Source organism: Rhizobium sp. 01N424, from assembly GCF_056399485.1.
In genome coordinates, this window is sequence record NZ_JBFTRK010000020.1 from 20,964 (window position 1) to 46,103 (window position 25,140).

Consider the following 25,140-nt stretch of genomic DNA (forward strand, 5'->3'; position numbering starts at 1 on the left):
CAAGCCAGTAACTAAACAGTTACTTGATGGCAGAAGGAAACCGGACCTGTCAATAGGCAAATCCGTTTCGGCTTCTCAGCGCTTGATGGAGGCGAGCGTCACATGGACGATATGGCGCTCCCAGATGTCCAGATTCGTGGCCTCGATCAGGGGGCGGCCGAAGATGGTCGAGAGCGTGTACTGGTTGGAAAGATAGAAATATCCGAGCGATGCGATCGTCAGATAGACATGCAGCGGATCGGCCGTCTCGATGAAGACGCCTTCCTTTTTGCCGCGTTCAAGCACCTGGGCCAGTTCGCCGATCAGATGCGAGTGAAGCTCCTTCAGCCGCACCGATTGGCGCAGCCAGCGGGCGCGATGCAGATTTTCCGTTCCGAGCAGGCTGAGGAATTCCGGATGCTGTAGGAAATAGCGCCAGGTGAAGAGCGCGAGTTCCGTGATGCCTTCTTCCGGATTTCGGTCGCCGATATGCAGTGCGCGTTCGGCGGTGCGGATACCGACATAGGCTTCTTCGAGCACACGCAGGTACAGCTGCTCCTTGTCGCCGAAATAGTGGTAGAGCATCCGCTTGTTGGTGCCGGCACGTTCGGCGATCGCATCGACGCGGGCGCCGCCCATGCCGTTCTCGGCAAATTCCTGCGTTGCCGCCTCAAGGATCGCCGCCTTGGTCCGTTCGGGGTCGCGCTGAAGCACGCGCTCGCCGCTGGCGCGCTTCGGCTTTTTCTTGTCCCCAGTCTGGCCAGTATCGTTCATCGGCTTATCTCCCCAGACGCTAATGTTGCGCTCATAAGGCTTCGGTGCGAGCTTGTACAAGCGAAATTCGAAGAGGAGACCTCGCGAAACCAAGACCGCTTGACAGGCTTCGTGCTTGTCCATAGCTTGTAACCAATTAGTTATTTGTTGCAAGAGAAACCAGCAAGGAGCGTGTGGAGGCGCTCCCCAAGGGAGGAGGAAAAACAGATGACATTCAGCATTAATAGACGTGGGTTCATGGCGGGAGGGGCTTCGCTGCTCGCGCTTTCGGGTATGGGTGCCCCTGCATTTGCGCAGGACGCCCGTCTCCGGCTGATCTGGTGGGGCTCTCAGCCCCGCGCAGACCGCACCAACAAGGTGTCGGATCTCTACAAGGCCAAGAATTCCGGTGTTTCGATTACCGGCGAATTCCTGGGCTGGGGCGATTACTGGCAGAAGCTCGCGACCCAGGTCGCCGGCAAGAACGCCCCTGACGTGATCCAGATGGATTACCGCTATATCGTCGAATATGCCCGGCGCGGCGCTCTTGCTCCGCTGGAATCCTACATGCCCTCGAAACTGCAGCTCGGCGATTTCGATCCGGCGCAGATCGAAGGCGGCAAGGTTGACGGCCATCTCTATGGCATCAGCCTCGGCGCGAACTCGGCAGCAACTGTTATCAACACCGTTGCGTTGCAGGAAGCTGGCGTCGAAGCCCCGAACAACAAGACGACTTGGGAAGAACTCGGCAAGATCGGCGCCGAAATCACCAAGGCCGGCAAGCGCAAGGGCTTCTTCGGCTTTGCCGACGGTAGCGGCGCCGAGCCGCTCTTCGAAAACTACGTTCGCCAGCGCGGCAAGGCGCTGTACACGGCGGATTCGAAGATCGCCTTTGGCGTTGAAGATGCGTCTGAATGGTTCGACATGTGGGCGAAGTTCCGTGAGGCCGGTGCCTGTGTGCCGCCTGATGTTCAGGCGCTCTACAAGGATACGATCGACACCGCCCCGCTGACGATGGGCAAGGCTGCGATCGATTACGCGCACAGCAACCAGTTCGTCGGCTTCCAGGCCGTCGTCAAGGACAAGCTGACGCTCAGCAACTACCCGCGCGTCACCGCGGACTCGAAGGGCGGCCACTACCGTAAGCCATCGATGTTCTTCTCGGTGTCGGCGCAGTCCAAGGTCCTCGATCAGGCCGTCGATTACGTCAACTTCTTCGTCATGAATCCCGATGCCGCCAAGGTGCTCGACGTCGAGCGCGGCATTCCGGAATCGAAGTCGATGCGTGATGTCGTCGCCGGTACGCTCGATGATGTCGGCAAGATCCCGCTGAACTACGTGGCCAATCTTGGCGATCTCGCCGGTCCGTTGCCGCCACCGCCGCCGACAGGTGCAGGTGAAGGTCAGACGGTTCTGCGTCAGCTCGCCGAGCAGGTTGCCTTCGGTCAGGTAACCCCTGCCGATGCCGGCAAGCAGCTCGTGGATGAAATTACGCGCGTCCTCGCGCGGGGTTGAACCACATGAACAATGCGATGCGCACAACGGCCGACGGAGCCGTGACGGTGGAACGTTACCAGGGAGCAGTGGCAGACAGCCGCCTCAGGCGGCTGTGGAATGCCAATGCTCCAGGCTATCTCTTCCTGCTGCCCTGGCTCCTGGGTTTTTTCGGGCTGACGCTCGGCCCCGCCCTGATTTCTCTCTACCTGTCGTTCACGGACTTCGACATGTTGAGAGCGCCGGGCTGGGTCGGCACGGACAACTATGTGCGCATCGCCACCGCCGATCCGAAATTCGCCGCGGCGATGAAGGTGACGCTGACCTATGTCGTGCTCTCCGTCCCCTTCAAGCTCACTTTTGCGCTGATGGTGGCAATGGCACTGAACCGGGGCATTCGCGGTCTTCCTGTTTACCGCGCCATTTTCTATCTGCCCTCGCTGCTTGGCGGCAGCGTCGCCATCGCAGTTCTCTGGCGGCAGCTTTTCGCCAGTGACGGCCTAGTCAACGCGGCGCTGGCACAGTTCGGCATTCAGGGTCCGAGCTGGATCTCGCATCCGAGCTATTCGATCTACACGCTGGTGGCGCTGTCCGTCTGGCAGTTCGGCTCGCCGATGATCATCTTCCTCGCCGGTCTGCGCCAGATCCCGCAGGATATGTATGAGGCGGCCAGCCTCGACGGCGCCTCGACATTCCGCCAGTTCTACAAGATCACCCTGCCGCTTCTGACGCCCGTCATTTTCTTCAATGCCGTGGTGCAGACGATCGAAGCCTTCAAGGCTTTCACGCCTGCCTTCATCATCTCAGGCGGCACCGGCGGTCCGATCAATTCGACGCTGTTCTATACGCTCTATCTCTACCAGGAAGCCTTCGGCAATTTCCGCATGGGCTACGCTTCGGCACTCGCGTGGATCCTGGTGGTCATCATCGCGATCTTCACCGCCTTCTCGTTCCTGTCCTCGCGCTATTGGGTTCACTACGATGACTGAGATGACCGCTGCAGTTACCGCGGCCAGGCCGCCATCCGACATTAACAAGCGCAGCCTGCCGGGTTCGATCGTCGTCCATGCCCTGCTGATCGGTGCGTCGCTGCTGATGCTCTATCCGCTGCTCTGGATGCTCTCGGCCTCCGTGCGCCCGGAAAACGAGATCTTCTCGTCGACCTCGATTATTCCGTCATCGATCGATTTCGCGTCCTACGTGCGCGGCTGGACCGGCCTCGATATCAGCTTCGGGCGCTTCTTCTGGAATTCGCTGGTCATCTCGCTGCTGACGGTGACCGGCAATGTCATCGCCTGCTCGCTGACGGCTTTCGCCTTCGCGCGTCTCCGCTTTGCCGGCCGGAATTTCTGGTTCGCGATCATGCTCGGCACGCTGATGATCCCGTATCACGTAACGCTGATCCCGCAATATGTGCTGTTTCTCAACCTCGGCTGGGTCAACACCATCCTGCCGCTGGTCGTGCCGAAGTTCCTCGCCAGCGACGCCTTCTTCATCTTTCTCATGGTGCAGTTCTTCCGCGGCATTCCGCGCGAACTCGATGAAGCGGCGATGATGGATGGCTGCAGCGCCTGGCGGATCTACTGGAAGATCATGCTGCCGCTGTCGCTGCCGGTGCTGGCAACGGCTGCCATCTTCTCCTTCATCTGGACCTGGGACGATTTCTTCGGGCCGCTGATCTATCTGAACGACATGAACACCTACACGATCCAGCTCGGCCTGCGCACCTTCGTCGACTCGACCAGCGCATCGGACTGGGGTGGCCTGTTCGCCATGTCGACGCTGACGCTGGTGCCGGTGTTCTTCTTCTTCCTGTTCTTCCAGCGCCTGCTGATCGAGGGCATCGCTACAACAGGCATGAAGCGCTGATGCCGATGGGAAAGAGTGACATGAGCATCAAGACTGTTGCCATCGTCGGCTGCGGTATCGGGCGTTCGCATATCGTCGAGGGCTATCTGCCGCATCCTGATCGCTTCAAGGTCGCAGCGATCTGCGACCTGAACGAGGAACGGCTGAAGACCGTCGGTGACGAATTCGGCATCGAGCGCCGCACCACGTCCTTCGACGAGCTTCTGGCGGACGACGGTATCGACATCATCGATATCTGCACGCCGCCTGGCATCCACAAGGAGCAGGTGATCGCAGCCCTTGCTGCTGGAAAGCACGTCGTCTGCGAAAAGCCGCTGACGGGATCGCTGGCTGGCGTCGACGAGATCATGCGTGCCGAGAAGACGGCCAGGGGCACGCTGATGCCGATCTTCCAGTATCGCTACGGCGATGGCATCGAGCAGGCGAAGCGCATCGTAGATGCCGGCATTGCAGGCAAGTTCTATATGGGTTCGGTTGAGACCTTCTGGCTGCGCAAACCCGAATATTACGCCGTGCCTTGGCGCGGCAAATGGGCGACCGAGCTTGGCGGTGTGCTGGTCACGCATGCGCTGCACCTGCATGATATGCTCTTCCATCTTGCTGGCCCGGCTGCGCGCGTCTTCGGCCGTGTTGCTACACGCGTCAACGATATCGAGGTCGAAGACTGTGCCTCGGTGAGCCTTGAGATGCACAACGGCGCCTTCGTGTCGCTCTCGTGCACGCTCGGCTCCCAGCAGGAAATCAGCCGCCTCCGGCTGCATTTCGAAAACGTCACGTTCGAGAGCAATCACGAACCCTACTCGCCGGGCAAAGGCCCCTGGCAGATCATCGCCGCAAATGATGACGTGCAGGCGCAGGTCGACAAAGCGCTCGCCGACTGGCAGCCGGTGGCGCCGCGCTTCAACACGCAGATGGTCCGCTTCCACGACTATCTCAGTGGCAGTGGGCCGCTGCCGGTGACATCGGCGGATGCGCGCCGCGCTCTGGAGCTGGTGACGGCAATCTATCAATCCTCGGACAGCGGAGCTGACGTTGCGCTGCCGATCGGGCCGGAGAGCCCCAAATACGCCGACTGGCGTGCAAAAACGCGATAACGGGATCAGGAGAGGATTTGGGAAGATGGCAACGAGTGTCGTTCTTCAAAAGGTCGAGAAGCGCTACGGTTCCTTGGATGTCATTCATGGCATCGACCTGACGATCGATCCCGGTGAGTTCACCGTCTTCGTCGGCCCGTCCGGCTGTGGCAAGTCCACGCTGCTGCGGATGATAGCCGGGCTCGAGGAGATTTCCGGCGGCGCGCTGCTTCTGGACAACGAGCGCATGAACGAGGTCGCGCCGGCAAAGCGCGGGATCGCTATGGTGTTCCAGTCCTATGCGCTTTATCCGCATATGTCGGTCTACAAGAATCTGGCTTTCGGGCTGGAGACAGCCGGCTACAAGAAGGCCGAAATCGAGCCGAAGGTGCGCCGCGCCGCCGAGATTCTGCAGATCGAAAAGCTGCTGGAACGCAAGCCCAAGGCGCTTTCCGGCGGCCAGCGCCAGCGTGTTGCCATCGGCCGCGCTATTGTCCGGGAGCCGCGCATCTTCCTTTTCGACGAGCCGCTGTCGAACCTCGATGCGGAACTGCGCGTGCAGATGCGCGTCGAGATTTCCCGCCTGCACAGCAGCCTCGGCAATACGATGATCTATGTGACGCACGATCAGGTCGAGGCGATGACCATGGCGGACAAGATCGTCGTCCTGAATTCCGGCCGCATCGAGCAGGTCGGCGCCCCGCTCGACCTCTACAACAACCCGGCCAACCGCTTCGTCGCCGGTTTCATCGGCAGCCCGAAGATGAACTTCCTGAAGGCGAAGATCGAGCAGGTCAGTGATGCCGACACCACCGTCAGTGTCTGCGGCAGTTCGATTCGCCTGCCGCGGCGTCTGAAGGGCTCCGCAGGCCAGGATGTGACATTCGGAATTCGCCCTGAGCATCTCGGCGTTGCCGATGCCGGAACAGCCCTTGCGACCGTCAATGTCGATCTCGTCGAAAATCTCGGCGGCGCCACGATGCTTTACACGACGACGCCGGATGGCCAGCAGCTGACCATCGCTCTCGATGGCCAGCAAAAGGTCGAGCGCGGCACCAATGTGAAGACCTCCTTCGATCCGGCCCGCTGTCACGTCTTCGATGCGTCCGGCGCCACGATCTGACCGGGCCTCTGCTTGACAGCCGATCCTCCTCTGGCCCATCATTTTGAAAATGGGCCACGAGGGGGACAAGCGTGACGCCTGAAGATAGGATTCATGCACTCGGCATCTGGCACGGACCGCTCGAGATCGAACCTATCACCGGCGGCATCACCAACCGCAACTACCTCGTCAGGGATCGCAACACGCGGCGCGTCGTCCGGTTGGGCGATGATATCCCGGTTCATCACATCAACCGCCAGAATGAGCTTGCCGCCAGCATTGCTGCTCATGTCGCTGGTCTTTCGCCCGCCGTCATCCATCATGCGCCCGGTATCCTCGTTCTGGACTTCATCGAATCGCGGGCACTGACCGCGGCTGATCTGCAAGATGAAGCAACATTGCTGCGGACGCTGCCGCTGGTCCGCGCCTGCCACGGCGACATCGCCCGCCACTTCCGCGGCCAGGCGATGATCTTCTGGGTCTTCCACGTTATCCGCGATTATGCCGCAAATCTCGGCACTGCGGGCAGCGCCTATGCGCCGCTTCTGCCAGGTCTGCTAGAAAAGGCCGAGCGTCTGGAAGCTGCGGCCGGCCCCTTCGAAATCGGCTTCGGGCACAACGATCTGCTGGCCGCGAATTTCCTCGATGACGGCAAACGGCTCTGGTTGATCGACTGGGACTATGCCGGCTTCAACACGCCGCTCTTCGATCTCGGCGGCCTTGCCTCGAACAACGAGCTCCCGGAAGCCGCCGAACGGACGATGCTTGAAAGCTATTTCGAAAAGCCGCTGACCCCCGATCTCTGGCGCCGCTACAGCGCGATGAAATGCGCCTCTCTGCTACGCGAGGCACTTTGGAGCATGGTCTCCGAGATCCATTCGACCATCGATTTCGATTATGCTGCCTATACCGCCGAGAATCTCGCGCGCTTCGAGCGCGCCTACAATGCATTTGAACAGGATCAGTAGAATGACGAAGGAATTACCGAAGACGGCGAAGGCCGTGGTCATCGGCGGCGGTATCATCGGCTGCTCGACGGCCTATCACCTCGGCAAGCTCGGCTGGACCGATACCGTGCTGCTCGAGCGCAAGAAGCTGACATCGGGCACGACCTTCCACGCTGCCGGCCTCGTCGGCCAGCTGCGCACCAGCGCCAACATCACCCAGCTGCTCGGCTACTCCGTCGATCTCTACAAGAAGCTTGAAGCGGAAACCGGGCTCGGCACCGGCTGGAAGATGAATGGCGGCCTGAGGCTCGCCTGCAACGAGGAGCGCTGGACCGAGGTCAAGCGCCAGGCAACGACTGCGCAGTCCTTTGGCCTCGAGATGCATCTGCTGACGCCGCAGGAGGCCTTCGATCTCTGGCCGCTGATGACGATTGATGACCTCGTCGGCGCGGCCTATCTCCCGACCGACGGCCAAGCCAACCCTTCGGACATCACTCAGGCGCTTGCCCGTGGCGCCCGCATGGCTGGCGTCTCGATCTTTGAAGACACCGAAGTCATCGATCTCGAAATCGACAAGGGCCGTATCCGCGCCGTCGTCACCGCCAATGGCCGCATCGAATGCGAGCGCGTCGTCGTCTGCGCCGGTCAATGGACGTGCAGTTTCGCGGCGCGCTTCGGCGTCAATGTGCCGCTCGTCTCCGCCGAGCATCAATATCTGATCACCGAATCCTTCGGCGTACCCTCGAACCTGCCGACGCTGCGCGATCCCGATCGTCTGACCTATTACAAGGAAGAGGTTGGCGGTCTGGTCATGGGCGGCTACGAGCCGAACCCGATTCCCTGGGCGACTGGCGGCATTCCCGACGGTTTCCACTACACGCTGCTCGACAGCAATTACGATCATTTCGAGCAGATCATGGAACAGGCGCTGGCCCGCGTTCCCGCTCTCGAAACCGCCGGCGTCAAGCAGCTGCTGAACGGGCCGGAGAGCTTCACGCCTGACGGAAACTTCATTCTCGGCGAAGCGCCGGAACTCAAGAACTTCTTCGTCGGCGCCGGGTTCAACGCCTTCGGCATTGCGTCCGGCGGCGGTGCCGGCATGGCGCTGGCCGAATGGGTGGCGAAGGGAGAGCCGCCCTACGATCTCTGGCCGGTCGATATCCGCCGCTTCGGCCGCCCGCATTTCGACACCGACTGGGTCCGCACCCGCACCCTGGAAGCCTATGGCAAACATTATACGCTGGCCTTCCCCTTCGAAGAGCATTCGAGCGGTCGCCCCTGCCGCAAGTCACCGCTCTACGATCGCCTGAAGGCTCAGGGCGCCTGTTTCGGCGAGAAGCTCGGCTGGGAGCGGCCGAACTGGTTTGCCGATCTCTTCGCCAACGAGGAGCCGAAGGACATCTACAGCTACAACAGGCAGAACTGGTTCGAGGCCGTTGGCCGCGAGCACAAGGCCGTGCGTGAGGCGGCGGTCATCTTCGACCAAACCTCCTTCGCCAAGTTCGTGCTGAAGGGCCGCGATGCCGAAGCAGCGCTCAGCTGGATCGCTTCGAACGATGTGTCAAAGCCTGTCGGCTCGCTTGTCTATACCCAGATGCTGAACGACAAGGGCGGCATCGAATGCGACCTCACCGTCGCCCGCATCGCCGAGAACGAATATTACATCGTCACCGGCACCGGCTTTGCGACCCACGATTTCGACTGGATAGCCCGCAATATTCCTGATGGCATGCAGGCCGAGCTTGTCGATGTCACCTCCGCCTATTCGGTTCTGTCGCTGATGGGCCCGAATGCCCGTTTGGTGCTGGAGAAGGTCACCTCATCGGATGTCTCGAACGCTGCCTTCCCCTTCGGCCGCGTCAAGACCGTCGGCATCGCAGGCTGCCCGGTCAGGGCACTGCGCATCACCTATGTCGGCGAGCTCGGTTACGAGCTGCATGTGCCGGTCGAGTATGCAACGACCGTCTATGATGCGCTGATGGCCGCCGGAAACGGCCTCGGTCTCGTCAACGCCGGCTACCGCACCATCGAAAGCTGCCGCCTGGAAAAGGGCTATCGCGCCTGGGGATCGGATATTGGTCCCGACCATACGCCCGTCGAGGCCGGTCTTGCCTGGGCCGTTAAGAGCAAAAAGAACATCCCGTTCCGTGGCCGCGATGCCGTGGAGCGTCAATTGACGGGTGGCGTCAAGAAGATGCTGGCCTGCTTCGTGCCCGATGACCCTGATATCGTCCTGCTCGGCCGCGAAACCATCTACCGCGATGGAAAACGCGTAGGATGGCTCTCCAGCGGCGGCTTCGGCTACACGATTGGCAAGGCGATTGGCTACGGCTATGTGCGCGACGTTGAGGGCGTGACGGAGGATTTTGTGCTGTCGGGCAAGTACGAGCTCGATGTCGCCCGCGAGCGGGTGCCGTGCTCGGTGTCGCTGAAGCCGTTGTATGATCCCGAGATGAAGAGGGTGAAGGGGTAGGCTGTTGCCTTTGGACACCGGTGGTGCCGCCAATGCTTCCCTCATTCCTGTGCCCTTAGGGCTGCGCCCACGGGACGTCACAGAAATCTAGCCACCGCGCGTCTGCGCGGTGAATGAATCTTTCAGTTGGACGAAGAGTCTTTCCGGCCCAAGTCCTCGGGCCGGCTGGATCCCTGTGACATCCCGTGGGCGCAGCCCTAAGGACACAGGGATGAGGAGGGAGAGGTTGGTGCCCTCTTTTCCTAGATCACCTCAGAACAACGGCAGCCTGTTATCCTGGATCAGAATATCGAGCTTGTTCGCCACATCCTCGGTCCAACCAACATTGTCCGTCAATGCCTTCGGGAACAGCCCCGGCAGCTTGAACAACGCCGCCGAAACGGCCCCACCGTTGCGTGGGATATCAGCGAGCAGCGCCGCAATCTCCTCCGCACGCGGATCTCGCAGCTCGTATGCCTTGCCGTTGCGGTCGACGCCGATGGCGTAGCGCATCCAGGCGGCGACGGCGATGGCGTAGGTCTCGGCCTTGCTGCCGTGGGCCAGTGCCTCGGTTGCCGGCTCCAGCAGCCGCTGCGGCAGCTTCTGCGTTCCGTCCATGGCGATCTGGTAGGTACGGTGGGCTATCGCCTTGTTTGCAAAGCGCGCTATCAGTTCATCGGCATAGTGGTCGAGATCGATGCCGGGGACTGGATCGAGCGTCTCGGCCGCAGCATTCATCTGGCGTCGGGCGAGAGCCGCCAATCCTTCATCTTCCATCACGTCGCGGATATATTCATAGCCGCCTATGTAGCCGAGATAGGCGAGCAGCGAATGCGCGCCGTTCAGCATGCGGAGCTTCATCTTTTCATAGGCCGAGACCTCATCGACCATCAGCACGCCGGCCTTGTCCCATGCAGGGCGGCCGTTGGCGAAATGGTCTTCGATCACCCATTGGGTGAAGGGCTCGGTCTCGATTGCTGCAAGATCTTGCCGTCCTGTCAGCCGCTCGGCATCCGCATAGGTGGCGTCGGTGCTGGCGGGCGTGATGCGGTCGACCATGGTCGAGGGGAAGGGCACATTGGTTTCGATCCAGGTGCGAAGCTCCGGATCGACACGGCCGGCGAAATCGAGGACGAGGCGCTTCAGCACCGCGCCGTTGCTCGGCAGATTATCGCAGCTGAGCGGCGTGAAGGGGGCGATACCCTTGGCGCGGCGGCGGGCAAGGCCTTCGACCAGATAGCCGACGACGCCGCGCGGCGCGTGGCGGTCGGCAAGATCGGCGGCAACATCCGGATGCGTCAGATCAAGTCCGCCGGTACGAACGTCGAGGCCATAGGCCTTTTCCGTCACCGTCAGGCTGACGATGCGGATCGCCGGGTCTTCGAGACGCGACAAGAGCAGCGACGGATCGCGCGGAGCCACATGCGCCTTCAGGATCGGACCGATCACCTCGGCCGGGGTGCCCGACGTATCACGGATCAACACGGTGTAGAGGCCGTTCTGGGCGTTGAGATTATCGGCAACGTCAGGCGTGCGCAGGCTCGCCACCTCGATGCCCCAGTCGCCGCCGTCAGCGGCCAGCGCCGCATCCGTAAACGGCGCGAAATGGGCACGGAAGAAGGCGCCGGGGCCGAGATGCAGGATGCCCGCCTTCAGCGCGCTGCGGTCATAGGCGGGAAGCTTTGCGGTCGGCGCCAGGCCGTTCAGGTCCTTCAGTCGATTGCTCACAGCTTGTAGGCCTTCTTCGCGTTGTCATAGGAGAGTTCGCGCGCGACGATTGCCGCATCTTTCCTGGAGATCCGGTGCTCGGCGGCAAGCTGCGCCAGGAAGCCGCAAACCTCGCGGCGCCAGACGTCGTGGCGGGCGGGGATCGAGAGCAAGGCGCGGGTATCGTCGTTGAAGCCGGCAAGATTTGCAAAGCCGGCGGTCTCGACGACCTGGTCGAGATAGCGGCGGATGCCATTCGGGCTGTCGTGGAACCACCAGGGTGGGCCAATCATCAGGCATTCCCAATGTCCGGCCATCGGCGCCAGCTCGCGCGAATAGGTCGTCTCGTCGAGCGTGAAGAGCAGGATGCGAAGGCCCTGCGAATGGCCGTACTTGGACAGCAACGCATTGAGCCCGCCGATCCAGTCAGTCCGGGTCGGAATATCGGCGCCCATGTTCGGACCGCGGGTCGCAAACAGACCGCTGTCGGTGTTGCGGCGCGAGCCCGCGTGGATCTGCATGACCATTCCGTCTTCGGCCGAAAGCCCGGCCATCTCGGTCATCATCTGACCACGGAACAGCTCGGCATCGGCAGCCGAAAGTGGACCCTTCAATGCCTTGTCGAGAAGCGCCTGCCGCTCGGTGGCCGAGAGATCCGCGGTGAATGCGGTCGGCACGCCGTGGTCGGTCGCTGTGGCGCCGAACTGGCGGAAATAGGCGCGGCGCTTGCGATGCGCGTCGATCATGCCGTCCCATCTGGTGACGTCAGAGCCGGTGATCTCACCGAACTTGATGAGATTGTCGCGGAAGCCAACAGCGTCAGGATCGGTCACGCTGTCAGGGCGGTATGTCGTACGAACCTTACCGATCCAGCCATCCTTCTGCATCTTCTGGTGATGCACCAGCGGATCCAGCGCGCCTTCCGTCGTGGCGATCGTCTCGATGCCGAAGCGCTGATGCAGCGCACGCGGGCGAAACTCGGGCTTGGCGAGCTGCTCGTTGATATGGTCGTAGAGCGCATCGGCATTGTCAGGCGTCAGCGGCTCGGTACAGCCGAGCACGGCCGACATCGCATGATCGACCCAGAGGCTGGACGGCGTGCCGCGGAAGAGATGATATTTGGCAGCGAAAGCGCGCCAGATGTCACGGCCCTTGGCGACAGGCTTGCCATCAAGCCGGGGAACGCCGAGCTCATCGAGCCTTGTGCCGGTGCTGTGCAGCATGCGGAACAGATAATGGTCGGGGATGACGAGCAGCGAGGCGGCATCTTCAAACGGCTTGTCGTCAGCGAACCATGAAGGCTCGGTGTGCCCGTGCGGGCTGACGATCGGCAAAGCGGCGACGGTCTCGTAGAGGTCGCGCGCGATGCTGCGGGTTGCTGGATCGGCCGGAAAAAGCCGGTCCTGGTGAAGAAAGCCGTTTCGTGAATCCATAAGATTTCCTCCCTGATGGGTTAGGGCCTACTCCACGATCAAAGACACGGCAAGGCCCATTAGTAACCAATGAGTTCACTTTAGGAATCGATGCCGGGCGCCCCATTGACGCAGCCGCCGCTATAGGTTTTGGAAGAGCAGCAAACCGGTGGAGAACAACCATGGCCGAAGACATCAGCCGCATTACCCAGCTTGAAGAAGCCTTGGCCCATCAGGCAAAGACCATCGAAGAGCTTTCGGATCAGCTTGCCGAGCAATGGAAAGTGGTCGAACAGACCCGGGCGAAACTGGACCGCTTGACGGAACGCTTCCTGTCGCTCGAAGAGCAATCGCTGGAAGCGCCGGCCGTGACCAAGCCGCCGCATTATTGAATGCCGAAATGAAAAGGGCGCCCGAAGGCGCCCTTTGGATTTTAGAGATTGCCGATGCAGAGATATTTCATCTCGAGGTAATCGTCGGCGCCATGGCGCGAGCCTTCGCGGCCGTTGCCGGATTGTTTGATACCGCCGAAGGGCGCGGTCTCCGTCGACATCAGGCCGGTATTGATCCCAACCATGCCGTATTCGAGCGCCTCCGCAACCTTCCAGACCTTCTTCAGGTCGCCCGCGAAGAAATAGGCGGCGAGGCCGAACTCGGTGTCATTGGCCTGCTGGATGACTTCTTCAACGGTGTCGAAGCGGAAGAGCGGCGCGACCGGGCCGAAGGTCTCTTCCCTGGCGACCTTCATGCCCTTGGCAACGCCCGTGAGTACGGTCGGCGTGAAGAAGGTGCCGGCACCTTCGATACGCTTGCCGCCGGTCAGCACCTTGGCACCCTTGGAGACCGCGTCGCTGACATGGTCCTCGACCTTGGCAAGACCCTGCTCGTCGATCAGCGGGCCGATGGTGATGCCCGAGGTGAAGCCGTCGCCAACCGACATGGCTTCAACCTTGGCAGCCAGCTTGGCCGCGAAGGCATCATAGACGCCTGACTGTACGTAGAGACGGTTGGCGCAGACGCAGGTCTGCCCGGCATTGCGGTACTTCGAAGCGATCGCGCCTTCGACGGCGGCATCGAGATCCGCATCATCAAAGACGATGAAGGGTGCGTTGCCGCCGAGCTCGAGGCTGACCTTCTTGATCTGGTCGGAGCACTGGCGCATCAGGATGCGGCCTACTTCGGTCGAGCCGGTGAAGCTGATCTTGCGCACCTTGTCGTTGCCGCAAAGCTCCTTGCCGATCGCGGGGCCGTCTTCGCCGACGATGACGTTGAAGACACCGGCGGGAACACCGGCCTGTTCGGCGAGAACCGCAAGCGCGATGGCCGAAAGCGGGGTCTGTTCCGCGGGCTTCGAAACGACGGTGCAGCCAACGGCAAGCGCCGGCGCGATCTTGCGGGTGATCATCGCTGCCGGGAAGTTCCAGGGCGTGATCGTGCCGACGACGCCGACCGGCTGCTTGATGACGATCATCCGCTTGTCGTTCGACGGTGCCGGAATGGTTTCGCCGTAGATGCGCTTGGCTTCTTCCGCATACCATTCGATGTAAGCGGCAGCGTAGAGGATCTCGCCGCGCGCTTCGGCAAATGGCTTGCCCATTTCGGCTGTCAGGATCGCCGCCAGCTCGTCGGCATTGGCGACCATCAGGTCGAACCACTTGCGCAGGATGGCGCTGCGGTCCTTGGCGGGTTTTGCCGCCCAGGCTGGCTGGGCTGCATAGGCCGCATCAATCGCCTTGCGGGTGTCGGCAGCGCCCATATCAGGCAGCGAGGCCAGAACTTCGCCGGTGGCCGGGTTCAGGACGTCGAAGGTTTTCGTTGCGCCGCCCTTCGTCCATTCGCCGTTGATGTAGCCGGTGTCGCGCAGGAACGGAGAGGAGAATGGGACGTGTTTGGTCAGTGCGGTCGTGAATGCCATGTCATTTACTCCGAAGGCGGTTACTTGCCCGCGCTTGCTTCAAGAATGGAGGCCTCGAGGATATCGAGCGCTTCGCCGAAGATATTGTCCTGAATGGTGATCGGGGCAAGGAAGCGAATGACGTTTCCGTGCACGCCGCAGGTCAAAAGGATGAGACCTTTTTCCAGCGCGATCAGGCGCACCTTGTTGGCGAATTCGGCGCTCGGCAGCTTGGTGGTCTTGTCGTTGAATTCGACAGCGTTCATGAAGCCCGGGCCGCGGATATCGACAATCTCCGGCGCCTTGTCGCGCAACGATTCCAGACGCTGCTTCAGGCGGCCGCCGAGCTGGTTGGCGCGGTTGCAGAGATCTTCGTCCTTGATGACATCGAGAACGGCATGAGCAGCGGCGATGCCGAGCGGATTGCCGCCATAGGTGCCGCCGAGGCCGCCGGGGCCGGGTGCATCCATGATCTCGGCACGGCCGGTGACGGCAGCGAGCGGAAAGCCGCCGGCGAGGCTCTTCGCCATGGTCATCAGATCAGGAGCGACCTCATGGTGATCCATCGCAAACATCTTGCCGGTACGGGCAAACCCGGTCTGCACTTCGTCGGCAATCAGCAGGATGCCGTGCTGGTCGCAAAGTTCGCGCAGCGCCTTCAGGAAGGCGGCAGGTGCCGCATAGAAACCGCCTTCGCCCTGCACGGGCTCGATGATGATGGCGGCAACACGCTGCGGATCGACATCGGCAGCAAACAGCTTCTTCAAGGCTGCGAGCGACTGCTCGGCGCTGACGCCATGCAGCTCGACCGGGAAGGGCACGTGGAAGACATCGCCAGGCATCGCGCCGAAGCCGACCTTGTAAGGCACGACCTTGCCGGTCAGGGCCATGCCCATGAAGGTACGGCCATGGAAGCCGCCGCCGAAGGCGATGACGGCGGAACGGCCGGTCGCGGAGCGGGCGATCTTCACGGCATTCTCTACGGCTTCCGCACCCGTGGTGACGAAGATCGTCTTCTTGGCGAAGTTGCCGGGCGCCAGCTCGTTCAGGCGTTCGGCAAGATGCACATAGGTTTCGTAGGGCACGACCTGGTGGCAGGTGTGGGTGAAATGGTCGAGCTGGTCCTTGACGGCAGCGATGACGCGCGGATGGCGGTGGCCGGTGTTCAGAACGGCGATGCCAGCGGCGAAATCGATGTAGCGGCGGCCCTCCTTGTCCCAGATTTCGGCATTCTCTGCGCGGTCGGCGTAGATTTGTGTCGTCATGCCGACGCCGCGGGAAATTGCGGCATTCTTCCGGTCCGTAAGGGTGGTCGCGTTCATCTATGCGCTCCTGCGCTCAAAGGGATTGGGAATTGTCTTGCATAAGTTCTGCAAGATATGTAGAAAAGTCCTACATTTTTCCTGCAAGAAATCAAGCGGCATTTTTTGCTTCAAACATCACGCCTTTTGATGGATGCTCACGACCAGAGATTCTGTCGCGGCAGGATGCATAAAGCACCACGGAATCAGGGATTTATTGGCGAATGAACAATAACGGGCCGGTGCGCTACAAGGTCGCCGAGGCAGCGCGGCTGGCGGGAATTTCCGCCTCCACAGTGCGGCTTTGGGAAAGCCAGGGCCTGCTTGTGCCGGATCGTTCGGAGACCGGTCACCGGCAATACAGCGCCGACGACGTCGCGCGGTTGAAGAAGATTTCCTGGTATCGTGTCGAGCGTGGCCTCAACCCGGCCGCGATCCGCGAGGCGCTCGAAAGCGAAGAGCCCTCCGGCGACAATGGCGAGACAGGCGGCGCGTCCGATATCGGCCGCCGGCTCCGCAGCCTTCGCCATGCCGCCGGCAAGACGCTGGATCGGGTCGCTGGCGAGATGGGCATCACGTCATCGACGCTATCGACGCTGGAGCGCACGTCACAGGGTGTGAGCTTCAAGACCCTACATGATCTCGCCGAATATTACGGCACCACCGTTTCGCGCCTCTCGGGCGAAGAAGCCGATGATGCGACGGCGGTCGTCCGTTTCGGCGAATGGCGCACCTGGCCGGAAACCACGCCGGGCGTCACCGTGCAGCTGCTCGCCGAAGGGCGGCGGATGATGGATTGCCACCGTTTCGTGCTGGCGCCCGGCGCCACCAGCGAAGGCGCCTACCGGCATGAGGGCGAGGAATTCATGCATGTCCTGTCGGGCCGCCTGGAGCTGGTTCTCGATTCCGACCAGTTCTTCGATCTGGGCCCCGGAGACTCGCTTTATTTCGAAAGCCGCCGCTATCATTCCTGGCGCAATCGCCATGATGGCGAAACGGTGTTGCTCTGGATCAATACGCCGCCGACCTTCTGAGGTCGAAAGCCGTATCGCCGCCAGCGCCTTTGCGCTATAGCGCCGGAAGAAACACGCGAGGTAAAAGAAGAGCCATGGCCGCCACCATCCGTTATCATGAAGGCGATATCTCCGCGGCGGATGCCGCGCGCTACAAGGGCGCAATCGCGATCGATACCGAGACGTTGGGTCTCGTTCCGCGCCGCGACCGCCTGTGCGTCGTCCAGTTGTCTCCGGGCGACGGCACGGCCGATGTCATCCGTATCGCCTCCGGTCAGAAGGAAGCGCCGAACCTGACGATGATGCTGGCCGATCCGGCCCGCCAGAAGATCTTCCACTATGGCCGCTTCGATATCGCCGTGTTGTTCCACACCTTCGGCGTAACCACGACACCTGTCTTCTGCACCAAGATCGCCTCGCGCCTGTCGCGCACCTATACGGATCGCCACGGCCTGAAGGACAATCTGAAAGAGATGCTGGAGGTCGATATCTCCAAGGCACAGCAATCGTCGGATTGGGCGGCGGCGACGCTCTCGCAGGCACAGCTCGAATATGCAGCGTCCGACGTGCTCCATCTCCATGCGCTGCGCGACAAGCTGACCGAGCGCCTGCTGCGCGATGGCCGATTCGACCACGCCACCGCCTGCTTCGCGTTCTTGCCCACCCGCGCCAAGCTTGATCTTCTCGGCTGGGAAGAGACCGATATTTTCGCCCACAGCTGAGCAACGCGATCTTTGAGAGCCATGATACGGCCGGGCAGGATTGGCATCCTGTCCGGCCGTTAGTTTTTCATTAACGGCCATTCGGTAGAATCATCATCAATTTTTAAGCATTCGTCGGTGCGATGACGCGCCATGCGGACGGGAGGATCTGCGGAAGAATGCGAGGGGTCCGATGAGCGCGACCCTCGTGTGATCTGCTTCGATTGTCACTTGCGAAAGTAGGAGCATGCCATGTTGACTCCGGTTCGTGCAGCGTCAAATACGAGTCTTTCTTCCAACGGACAGGCTGCGGCGATTGTCGCCAGCGGACTTGCACGGTCGATCGTTGCCCCGGCGCCCGGCCAGGCGGTCGAAGGCTCCGATCTGAATTCGGCAATTGCCGGAAAACTTAATCTCCTATTGGCGGCAGCCCGCGAACGCATGTTCGACGCGCTGCTCGATGCCATCAATGCAGCATCCGAGGCCCTGCCGCTGCCGCGTCAGGATGGCGAAACCAATCTTACCTTCGCGTCCCGCCTTGCCGATGTCATCCAGAAGCTGCCTGCGACCCGCATCAACGAGATCGAAACGCAGCTCGCCGCCGATGGGCACACGCTGCCGCTGCGCCTGATCGCCGAAGCACTGAAGAATCCGGCCGGGCCGGAAGCCGCCCGGGTCGTCGCCTATCTGGAGACCGTCCGCTACAAGGATCGCGATCTGGTAGCCCGCGCGGTCGTTCGTTCGTATCGTCAGAACGATGCTTCACCGCTTCGGGCGGAACCACGACCTGACATAGCACTGCACGAAGACAGCGTTCTGCCGGCTCCGAAATCAGGGACCGATGCAGCGCATGAAGCGCAACCGCAGGCGCAAGCCAGACCGGCAGCATTTGCGGCCCAGCCTTCTCCGCTTGCCGGTTTGTCCGATCTACCGGTCGGCGTGATCGAAGAGATTGCCGAAGAGCCGCTGGCCGCCAACGAATTGGCGCAGGCTGTCGCATCGGAAGACCCGGAGCAACCGGAAACGAAAGCGATGGCGCCTGATGCGCCGCAGGTGCTTGAGGAAGCCGAAGCGCCACACGCGCCTCTCGCCAGGGAGCGCGCCGAACCCGATATTCCGAAGATCTGGCCTGCTGTTCTCGCGTCGATCACCGGGGAAGCATCCGAACTGCTGGTCGCCATCATCAACGAACAGGAGACCGCAACGCTTCTCGAGGCCCTGGCGGACGCACCTGAGGATATCGAAGCAGCGCTCGATCAGCCGGCGAGTGATGACATGCACGAAGCGATGGATGGTCCGGACCAGATGGCGAGCGCCAAAGCCGCGCCGGCGGAAGCGGCACGCGCAGCGCCTGCAGCCGATCCGGCCCAGCTCGCTCGCCAGCAGAAGGAGATCGTCGCCCAGCCGCAGATCCTACCGGCCGATCTTGCTGAGATGGTTCAGAAAGCCGGTCTGCTGCGCTCACCCGACGGCGTCGGCTATATCGCTCAGCCCTATCAATTCGCCAAGGATGGCGCCGAACGCCGCGATGGCCAGATGCATCGCAGCGACTATGAAGGCAGTGCGAGCGAAGAAGAGCAGGATGCGCAGTCTGGCGAGGAGCAGCAATCGGCCTCTCAGCAGGAGCAGCGTCCGCAGGGCAGGGTGCCCGCCGATCTTCCCGAGATCGAAGCGCGCCACGAAGAGCCGCCGGCCGCCGACCCTGTCTTCGCGCTCTATCAGCGCATGGTCGGTTGGGAATAACGTTTCTTCAAAAAATCGGGGCAAAGAAAAACCCGCCGGATCGCTCCGGCGGGTTCTTTGTTTCAATGCTTGAAGCGATTACTCGCCGCGGTTCTTCAGAGCCGCGCCAAGGATGTCGCCGAGCGAAGCGCCGGAGTCGGACGAACCGAACTGAGCGACAGCTTCCTTCTCTTCTGCGATTTCCAGAGCCTTGATGGACAGCATGATCTTGCGGTCCTTCTTGGAGAAGTTGGTGACGCGGGCGTCAACAACCTGGCCAACCGAGAAGCGTTCCGGACGCTGGTCGTCGCGGTCGCGTGCGAGATCTGCACGGCGGATGAACGAGGTGATGTCTTCGTGTTCGACGAGCTTCACTTCGATGCCGCCGTCGTTGACTGCGGTGATTTCGCAGGAAACGACTGCATTCTTGCGCAGGTCGCCAGAAGCAGCGGCGTCGCCGACTGCATCCTTGCCGAGCTGCTTGATGCCGAGCGAGATGCGTTCCTTTTCGACGTCAACATCGAGAACGACAGCCTTGACGACATCGCCCTTGTTGAACTCTTCGATGACCTGCTCGCCCGGACGGTTCCAGTCGAGGTCAGAAAGGTGCACCATGCCGTCAACGTCGCCGTCGAGGCCGATGAACAGGCCGAATTCGGTCTTGTTCTTGACTTCGCCTTCGACTTCAGTGCCAGCCGGGTTGTTGCGGGCGAATGCTGCCCACGGATTTTCCAGCGTCTGCTTGAGGCCGAGCGAGATACGGCGCTTGGACGGATCGACTTCGAGAACGACGACTTCGACTTCCTGGCTCGTGGACAGGATCTTGCCGGGATGTACGTTCTTCTTGGTCCAGGACATTTCCGAGATGTGGATCAGGCCTTCGATGCCCGGCTCCAGCTCGACGAACGCACCGTAGTCGGTGATGTTCGTGACGGTACCGGAGATCTTCTTGCCTTCTGGATACTTCGCCTGGATGCCATCCCACGGATCCGACTCGAGCTGCTTCATGCCGAGCGAGATGCGGTGGGTTTCCTGGTTGATGCGGATGATCTGAACCTTGACCTGCTGGCCGATGTTCAGGATTTCCGACGGATGGTTGACGCGGCGCCATGCCATGTCGGTAACGTGCAGCAGGCCGTCGATGCCGCCGAGGTCAACGAACGCACCGTAATCGGTGATGTTCTTGACGACGCCGTCAACAACCTGGCCTTCTTCGAGGTTCTGAACGATTTCAGAACGCTGCTCGGCACGGGATTCTTCCAGAACCGTACGGCGCGAAACCACGATGTTGCCGCGGCGCTTGTCCATCTTGAGGATTTCGAAGGGCTGCGGGTTGTGCATCAGCGGGGAAACGTCGCGGATCGGGCGGATGTCGACCTGAGAACGCGGCAGGAAGGCGATCGCACCGTCGAGATCGACCGTGAAGCCGCCCTTGACCTGGTTGAAGATCACGCCTTCGACGCGCTCGCCAGCTTCGAACTTGGCTTCGAGCTTGATCCAGCTTTCTTCGCGGCGAGCCTTCTCGCGCGACAGAACAGCTTCGCCAAGGGCGTTTTCGATGCGCTCGACGTAAACTTCGACTTCGTCGCCGACCTTCAGCGAACCGTCCTTGGCGCGTGCGCCGAATTCCTTGAGCGCGATGCGGCCTTCGACCTTCAGGCCGACGTCCACAACAGCGACATCCTTTTCGATGCCGGTGACGATGCCCTTGGTGACATAGCCTTCGGCCAGGTCGTTCTTGGCAAAGGACTCTTCGAGAAGGGCCGCGAAATCTTCGCGAGAGGGAGTAGCTACTGACATAAAATCTCCTGCGTGGCCTTCGATAGCTGCAAGGCCCACGTATGCGCCGGTTGGTTCGTGTTGAACAGGCCTGAACCCAGTCCGCCTCCTTAAGGGAAGCAATCCGGCGCTTGGACGGAATTTCAGGCTTTTAAAAAGCGTCCCGCCGCGCAAGGCGCCACCGGACCGCTCGAATTTCAGTTATTTCGGCTCAAGGCCGCATCGATGATCGACTTTGCGGCTTGAAACGCGGCCTCTATACTCATTTCCGACGTATCAAGCAAGTGCGCGTCATCGGCTGGTTTCAAAGGGCTGTCGGCTCGTCCCATGTCGCGTTCGTCGCGCCGCTTCACATCCTCGAAAATCGCCTCGAAATCGGCAGCCGTCCCCTTGGCCGTGATTTCGTCGTAGCGCCGCCTCGCGCGCACCTCGGGCGAAGCCGTCACATAGAGCTTCACCGGAGCACGCGGGCAGACGACGGTACCGATGTCGCGGCCGTCGAGCACCGTTCCCGGCGCCATTCCGGCAAAGCGCTGCTGCGCTTCGACAAGCGCGCGGCGCACCGCAGGCATCACGGCAATCTTCGAGGCGGCTTCGCCGATCTCATGTTTCGAAAGTATATCGCGATCGAGCCCGGCGAGTTCAACCTCGCGGGCGATCTTTTCGGCCACCGCCTCGTCATCGAGCGGCAGGGCGGCATCGATGAGCGCTTTGGCGGTCGCCCGGTAGGTCAGCCCCGTATCGAGGTGGTGGAAGCCGTATTCATCGGCGATCCGGCGCGAAAGCGTACCCTTGCCGGCCGCTGCCGGGCCGTCGATGGCAATCGTGAATGTCGTTTTCAATGGTTTCCTTCCAGCCCGCCGTAGCGCCTGACGAGCTCGATCATGTCTTCCTGGCCGCTTGCCGCGCTCAATCCTGCAGCAACGCCTTCGCGGTCGGCAACGGGGCGGTTCTGACTGACCTTCCATTTGCCTTCAAGCGCCGATATCTCGATTTCGATGCCGATGATGCCCTTCATCTGCGCCCGGATGAAATCGTCGGGCGCATCGTCCACGGCCCATGGCTTCTCGCGGTTGCCCTCATGCTGGCCAGTGAGCGCGTTGATCTGCGACCGCAGCCAGTCCGCATCGTCGATCACCCGGGCGCTGCCGCGCGCCTGAACGATCGCATAGTTCCAGGTCGGCACGACCTTGCCGGTTTCCTGCTTGGTCTTGTACCAGGACGGCGTCACATAGGAGTTGGCGCCCTGGAAGACGGCAAGAATGGGTGCTCCGTCCTGGATGTCGCGCCATTGGCCGTTGGCTTTCGCCAGATGCAGCCGCAACGTCCCTTTTTCTGACGCCGCGGCATCGAGATGGAAAGGGACAGGATTGGCGACCAATCCGCTCGCTCCGGCGGTGATCAGCAGTCCGAGTGGATGGGCGCGGATCAGCTGGTGCTGGGTCGCCAGATCGTCTTCCCGGAAGTGAGGCGGCTGATACATTGGTTTCTCGCCGGTTTCTGTGTCTTCGGCGCTTCCTAACACAATGTTATTTGCCGGTCATCTTGCGATACGAAGTTTCGCTTTGACATCATTGGCCGCAACGATTATGGGGACCGGCTTATAAATTCCGAAAAGAACGCCGGTTTACACGGCACAGCCGAATGTATTCGGCCATTCTCACGAGGCTTATAGTGGCGAAAACGGAACTTGGAACCAAGCGTACCGATCCGGAAACCGGCAAGAAGTTCTACGATCTGAACCGGGATCCGATCGTTTCTCCGTACACCGGCAAATCCTATCCCCTATCCTTCTTCCAGGAAACCTCGGCTGCAGCAGCCGCTGAGGCGGCAAGCGAAGACGACGACGTGCAGGAAGTCGATACCGAGAGCACGGAAGTCGAACTCGTCTCGCTCGAGGACGCCGATGAAGGCGCGAGCGGCGACGACATTCCTGACATGGGCGATGACGACGTCGAGATCGAAGGCGATGACGACGACGATACCTTCCTCGAAGCCGACGAAGACGATGAAGATGACGACATGAGCGACATCATCGGCGTTACCGGCGACGAAGACGAAGTCTGATACGACAGAAATCACGGCCCGGACGACAAAAAATCTCCGGGCCGTTTTTTTAGGCTTGCCATCTGCGAAAACCGCAAGTAATAAGCCGCCACTCCGCCGGGTTAGCCCGCTTCGGAGTATCCCAGGACCGGAAGAAATACCGGACCACCCTGATGGGGCTATAGCTCAGCTGGGAGAGCGCTTGCATGGCATGCAAGAGGTCAGCGGTTCGATCCCGCTTAGCTCCACCAAATCTTCCTTAATTAGTAATTTTTCTTTGAAATCAGTGCTTTACGGCGACGCGGTGCTTTGACGAGTACCCAAATAAGTACCCACGGCGAGTACCCACGGTTCTCAGGTATCAGGGGATATTAACGCAACGAGGTGTAGCTTTTCGAATCAGCATGGGCAAGAATCAGGGGAGCAGCACATGACCTCATTCGGAGAGACGAGCTTAATGTCATGACCACGGGATATGACCCACGAGCTGTCGCCAATCTCATGCTTGACGAAGCTGAGCGGCTTGGCATCAAGCTTACGAACCTGTCCCTCCAGAAGCTCCTTTATTTCGCTCACGGCATTTACCTCATGCAGACCAAGGTGCCTCTTGTGTCGGGGTACTTCGAGGCTTGGCAGTTTGGTCCTGTACACCCAGCAGCCTATCGTGCTTTCAAGGATGCTGGTTCCGCTGCGATCTCATATAGAGCTACCGGGCAAGACCCCCTTACGGGCCAACCCCGGCCGTTGCGGACGCCCGACGATCCCCGGCTAATTGGTTTGCTTCAGCAAGTCTTAAATTCTTATGGGCGAATGCCATCGGGCCGGTTGGTGGACCTGTCTCACGCCAAGGACTCGCCGTGGTGGTATGTCGTCCAGCAAGCTAGGGCAGAAGTTGCGTTCGGCCTACGAATCTCAGATACTGTTATCAGGGACCGATTCCGACATCACAAGATGTCAGTTGGCTCCGAGCCGTTGTCTGGAGATCCGAATGACGATACCCCTTTTGCCTGATACCGATCTGGCGCGAATTGCTCCCCTGCCGGATGACATGAAGCGGGCGGCCCTCAGAAAAATGCGAGCCGGGTTCCCAACATTTTCATATGACCATGTTCGCAAATGCTACGGCGATATCTTCAACATTCAGCCGCCGATGTTCGGTACAGCCGAAGCAACTCCCTTTGCGAAGGTGAAAGAGCGCCTAGAGCGTTCCTGCAAGGCAGGTGACGAGATCACAAACAATCTTCGTATCGCCAAGGCCCTGCACAATTACGCTACTTCAGCTCACATCAAGGGCCGGCACCACGAGTTCTTCCCGCTGGCAATGAGCATGGGCCGCAAGGTAACGTTCTGGCTCCCAATGGTTCTCGCTATCGATGAGCGGCCCTACGCCCTCTTCATTGACCCTCGCCGGAGCACGGGGCTCACCGTTCTCGGGAGGCGCTTTGTGTTCTCTATGATGCACGAGCGCATTCGGGCTGCTGATGAGGACTTTGCCGCTGTTAACCTCGGGATCATCCGTTTCACTGATCATGACGATGGTGAGCGATCTGTGCGCCTCTTCGATGCCAGCGGTATGCGGCTCTATTCGATGGACGAACTGCAAGACATGGTGGCTTCGACCTATACTATGTGGCAGGAAGTTTGCGAGGAGCGTGTGGCTGAAAGCCGGCGCCAGGGGACCGGCACGGGCGGGTTGTTCTAGGCGATCGCTAGAGCGGCGGAGCGTCAAAGCCTCGGTTACGGTCTCTAAAGGCCACAACCTTTTGCATGCTGCCGTCGGGTTCCGGCGGAGATACGCCGTGTTCTGCCTCACCTAGCAGCTTTTCGTTGCGCATGCCCTTGCGGTTGGTATTGCGTTGAGAACCTTGGGCCGCGAGGTGACGCCTGATGCTATCC

At 60.8% G+C, this 25,140-nt stretch carries 22 protein-coding genes and 1 tRNA gene; 15 read left to right on the forward strand and 8 right to left on the reverse strand.

The annotated features are described in order from the left end of the window. Nucleotides 1-75: 75 nt before the first annotated feature. Nucleotides 76-753, reverse strand: a complete 678-nt coding sequence (locus AC1DNK_RS28540) for a TetR/AcrR family transcriptional regulator (protein WP_477944500.1) — start codon at nt 751-753, stop codon at nt 76-78. Between the two features lie 207 nt (nt 754-960). On the opposite strand from AC1DNK_RS28540, the gene AC1DNK_RS28545 reads away from it, so the two are divergent. The 7 genes from AC1DNK_RS28545 (at nt 961) to AC1DNK_RS28575 (ending at nt 9,690) form a co-directional block, all read left to right on the forward strand. Further along, on the forward strand, nt 961-2,247 hold the full coding sequence (locus tag AC1DNK_RS28545; protein ID WP_112384971.1) for an ABC transporter substrate-binding protein: 1,287 nt from the start codon (nt 961-963) through the stop codon (nt 2,245-2,247). A gap of 5 nt (nt 2,248-2,252) precedes the next feature. Next, nucleotides 2,253-3,215, forward strand: coding sequence for a carbohydrate ABC transporter permease (locus tag AC1DNK_RS28550; protein ID WP_477944502.1), 963 nt, complete (start codon nt 2,253-2,255; stop codon nt 3,213-3,215). Next, nucleotides 3,208-4,095, forward strand: coding sequence for a carbohydrate ABC transporter permease (locus AC1DNK_RS28555; RefSeq protein WP_112384973.1), 888 nt, complete (start codon nt 3,208-3,210; stop codon nt 4,093-4,095). The genes AC1DNK_RS28550 and AC1DNK_RS28555 overlap by 8 nt, the downstream gene beginning before the upstream one ends. 20 nt (nt 4,096-4,115) lie before the next feature. Next, a complete protein-coding gene (locus AC1DNK_RS28560) occupies nt 4,116-5,189 on the forward strand; it encodes a Gfo/Idh/MocA family protein (RefSeq protein WP_477944503.1) in 1,074 nt (357 codons plus the stop codon). 25 nt (nt 5,190-5,214) lie between these two features. Beyond that, the gene (locus tag AC1DNK_RS28565; protein ID WP_477944504.1) at nt 5,215-6,291 is read left to right on the forward strand and encodes an ABC transporter ATP-binding protein; all 1,077 of its coding nucleotides are present in this window, start codon (nt 5,215-5,217) and stop codon (nt 6,289-6,291) included. Nucleotides 6,292-6,362: 71 nt separating this feature from the next. Continuing rightward, entirely contained in the window at nt 6,363-7,238 is an 876-nt protein-coding gene (locus tag AC1DNK_RS28570; RefSeq protein ID WP_477944506.1) for a phosphotransferase, read from the forward strand. Nucleotide 7,239: 1 nt separating this feature from the next. Further along, a complete protein-coding gene (locus AC1DNK_RS28575; protein WP_477944508.1) occupies nt 7,240-9,690 on the forward strand; it encodes a GcvT family protein in 2,451 nt (816 codons plus the stop codon). A 252-nt stretch (nt 9,691-9,942) separates the two neighbouring features. Here AC1DNK_RS28575 and AC1DNK_RS28580 read toward each other — a convergent pair whose 3' ends face one another. Together AC1DNK_RS28580 and uxaC are read right to left on the reverse strand one after the other, a co-directional pair. Further along, nucleotides 9,943-11,397: a mannitol dehydrogenase family protein gene (locus AC1DNK_RS28580; protein WP_477944510.1), complete on the reverse strand. Its 1,455-nt coding sequence runs from the start codon at nt 11,395-11,397 to the stop codon at nt 9,943-9,945. After that, entirely contained in the window at nt 11,394-12,809 is a 1,416-nt protein-coding gene (uxaC, locus tag AC1DNK_RS28585) for a glucuronate isomerase (RefSeq protein ID WP_477944512.1), read from the reverse strand. Before uxaC ends, AC1DNK_RS28580 begins: the two co-directional genes overlap by 4 nt. A gap of 161 nt (nt 12,810-12,970) precedes the next feature. On the opposite strand from uxaC, the gene AC1DNK_RS28590 reads away from it, so the two are divergent. Beyond that, nucleotides 12,971-13,180: a SlyX family protein gene (locus AC1DNK_RS28590; protein WP_477944514.1), complete on the forward strand. Its 210-nt coding sequence runs from the start codon at nt 12,971-12,973 to the stop codon at nt 13,178-13,180. 41 nt (nt 13,181-13,221) lie between these two features. On the opposite strand, the gene AC1DNK_RS28595 is transcribed toward AC1DNK_RS28590, so the two are convergent. Both AC1DNK_RS28595 and AC1DNK_RS28600 read right to left on the reverse strand, forming a co-directional pair. After that, nucleotides 13,222-14,703, reverse strand: coding sequence for an NAD-dependent succinate-semialdehyde dehydrogenase (locus tag AC1DNK_RS28595; RefSeq protein ID WP_477944516.1), 1,482 nt, complete (start codon nt 14,701-14,703; stop codon nt 13,222-13,224). Nucleotides 14,704-14,723: 20 nt separating this feature from the next. After that, nucleotides 14,724-16,004 (reverse strand): 4-aminobutyrate--2-oxoglutarate transaminase, encoded by a 1,281-nt coding sequence (locus AC1DNK_RS28600; protein WP_477944517.1) that lies wholly within the window; start codon nt 16,002-16,004, stop codon nt 14,724-14,726. 203 nt (nt 16,005-16,207) lie between these two features. On the opposite strand from AC1DNK_RS28600, the gene AC1DNK_RS28605 reads away from it, so the two are divergent. From AC1DNK_RS28605 to AC1DNK_RS28615, 3 genes are all read left to right on the forward strand, one after another. After that, nucleotides 16,208-17,017: a MerR family transcriptional regulator gene (locus tag AC1DNK_RS28605; RefSeq protein ID WP_477944519.1), complete on the forward strand. Its 810-nt coding sequence runs from the start codon at nt 16,208-16,210 to the stop codon at nt 17,015-17,017. Nucleotides 17,018-17,091: 74 nt separating this feature from the next. After that, the gene (locus AC1DNK_RS28610; RefSeq protein ID WP_310293699.1) at nt 17,092-17,718 is read left to right on the forward strand and encodes a ribonuclease D; all 627 of its coding nucleotides are present in this window, start codon (nt 17,092-17,094) and stop codon (nt 17,716-17,718) included. Nucleotides 17,719-17,949: 231 nt separating this feature from the next. Continuing rightward, entirely contained in the window at nt 17,950-19,440 is a 1,491-nt protein-coding gene (locus AC1DNK_RS28615; protein ID WP_477944521.1) for a hypothetical protein, read from the forward strand. A gap of 78 nt (nt 19,441-19,518) precedes the next feature. On the opposite strand, the gene rpsA is transcribed toward AC1DNK_RS28615, so the two are convergent. From rpsA to AC1DNK_RS28630, 3 genes are all read right to left on the reverse strand, one after another. Continuing rightward, on the reverse strand, nt 19,519-21,219 hold the full coding sequence (gene rpsA / locus AC1DNK_RS28620) for a 30S ribosomal protein S1 (protein ID WP_112384986.1): 1,701 nt from the start codon (nt 21,217-21,219) through the stop codon (nt 19,519-19,521). A 176-nt stretch (nt 21,220-21,395) separates the two neighbouring features. Beyond that, nucleotides 21,396-22,040, reverse strand: coding sequence for a (d)CMP kinase (gene cmk, locus AC1DNK_RS28625; RefSeq protein ID WP_477944523.1), 645 nt, complete (start codon nt 22,038-22,040; stop codon nt 21,396-21,398). Then, nucleotides 22,037-22,681 (reverse strand): FMN-binding negative transcriptional regulator, encoded by a 645-nt coding sequence (locus AC1DNK_RS28630; RefSeq protein WP_477944525.1) that lies wholly within the window; start codon nt 22,679-22,681, stop codon nt 22,037-22,039. The genes cmk and AC1DNK_RS28630 overlap by 4 nt, the downstream gene beginning before the upstream one ends. A 191-nt stretch (nt 22,682-22,872) precedes the next feature. On the opposite strand from AC1DNK_RS28630, the gene AC1DNK_RS28635 reads away from it, so the two are divergent. From AC1DNK_RS28635 to socB, 4 genes are all read left to right on the forward strand, one after another. Further along, complete coding sequence (locus AC1DNK_RS28635; protein WP_112385374.1) at nt 22,873-23,265, forward strand: TIGR02300 family protein; 393 nt, start codon at nt 22,873-22,875, stop codon at nt 23,263-23,265. Nucleotides 23,266-23,419: 154 nt separating this feature from the next. Continuing rightward, a tRNA-Ala gene (locus AC1DNK_RS28640) sits at nt 23,420-23,495 on the forward strand. A gap of 211 nt (nt 23,496-23,706) precedes the next feature. Then, entirely contained in the window at nt 23,707-24,255 is a 549-nt protein-coding gene (socA, locus tag AC1DNK_RS28645; protein WP_477944526.1) for a type VI toxin-antitoxin system SocA family antitoxin, read from the forward strand. Further along, nucleotides 24,233-24,946, forward strand: a complete 714-nt coding sequence (gene socB, locus AC1DNK_RS28650) for a type VI toxin-antitoxin system SocB family DNA replication inhibitor toxin (protein ID WP_477944528.1) — start codon at nt 24,233-24,235, stop codon at nt 24,944-24,946. Before socA ends, socB begins: the two co-directional genes overlap by 23 nt. Nucleotides 24,947-25,140 lie beyond the last annotated feature (194 nt).

Coding starts and splice junctions, on each gene's coding strand:
- AC1DNK_RS28540 (WP_477944500.1), bottom strand. CDS start 753: ATGAACGATACTGGCCAGACTGGGGACAAGAAAAAGCCGAAGCGCGCC.
- AC1DNK_RS28545 (WP_112384971.1), top strand. CDS start 961: ATGACATTCAGCATTAATAGACGTGGGTTCATGGCGGGAGGGGCTTCG.
- AC1DNK_RS28550 (WP_477944502.1), top strand. CDS start 2,253: ATGAACAATGCGATGCGCACAACGGCCGACGGAGCCGTGACGGTGGAA.
- AC1DNK_RS28555 (WP_112384973.1), top strand. CDS start 3,208: ATGACTGAGATGACCGCTGCAGTTACCGCGGCCAGGCCGCCATCCGAC.
- AC1DNK_RS28560 (WP_477944503.1), top strand. CDS start 4,116: ATGAGCATCAAGACTGTTGCCATCGTCGGCTGCGGTATCGGGCGTTCG.
- AC1DNK_RS28565 (WP_477944504.1), top strand. CDS start 5,215: ATGGCAACGAGTGTCGTTCTTCAAAAGGTCGAGAAGCGCTACGGTTCC.
- AC1DNK_RS28575 (WP_477944508.1), top strand. CDS start 7,240: ATGACGAAGGAATTACCGAAGACGGCGAAGGCCGTGGTCATCGGCGGC.
- uxaC (WP_477944512.1), bottom strand. CDS start 12,809: ATGGATTCACGAAACGGCTTTCTTCACCAGGACCGGCTTTTTCCGGCC.
- AC1DNK_RS28590 (WP_477944514.1), top strand. CDS start 12,971: ATGGCCGAAGACATCAGCCGCATTACCCAGCTTGAAGAAGCCTTGGCC.
- AC1DNK_RS28595 (WP_477944516.1), bottom strand. CDS start 14,703: ATGGCATTCACGACCGCACTGACCAAACACGTCCCATTCTCCTCTCCG.
- AC1DNK_RS28600 (WP_477944517.1), bottom strand. CDS start 16,004: ATGAACGCGACCACCCTTACGGACCGGAAGAATGCCGCAATTTCCCGC.
- AC1DNK_RS28605 (WP_477944519.1), top strand. CDS start 16,208: ATGAACAATAACGGGCCGGTGCGCTACAAGGTCGCCGAGGCAGCGCGG.
- AC1DNK_RS28610 (WP_310293699.1), top strand. CDS start 17,092: ATGGCCGCCACCATCCGTTATCATGAAGGCGATATCTCCGCGGCGGAT.
- AC1DNK_RS28615 (WP_477944521.1), top strand. CDS start 17,950: ATGTTGACTCCGGTTCGTGCAGCGTCAAATACGAGTCTTTCTTCCAAC.
- rpsA (WP_112384986.1), bottom strand. CDS start 21,219: ATGTCAGTAGCTACTCCCTCTCGCGAAGATTTCGCGGCCCTTCTCGAA.
- AC1DNK_RS28630 (WP_477944525.1), bottom strand. CDS start 22,681: ATGTATCAGCCGCCTCACTTCCGGGAAGACGATCTGGCGACCCAGCAC.
- socA (WP_477944526.1), top strand. CDS start 23,707: ATGACCACGGGATATGACCCACGAGCTGTCGCCAATCTCATGCTTGAC.
- socB (WP_477944528.1), top strand. CDS start 24,233: ATGACGATACCCCTTTTGCCTGATACCGATCTGGCGCGAATTGCTCCC.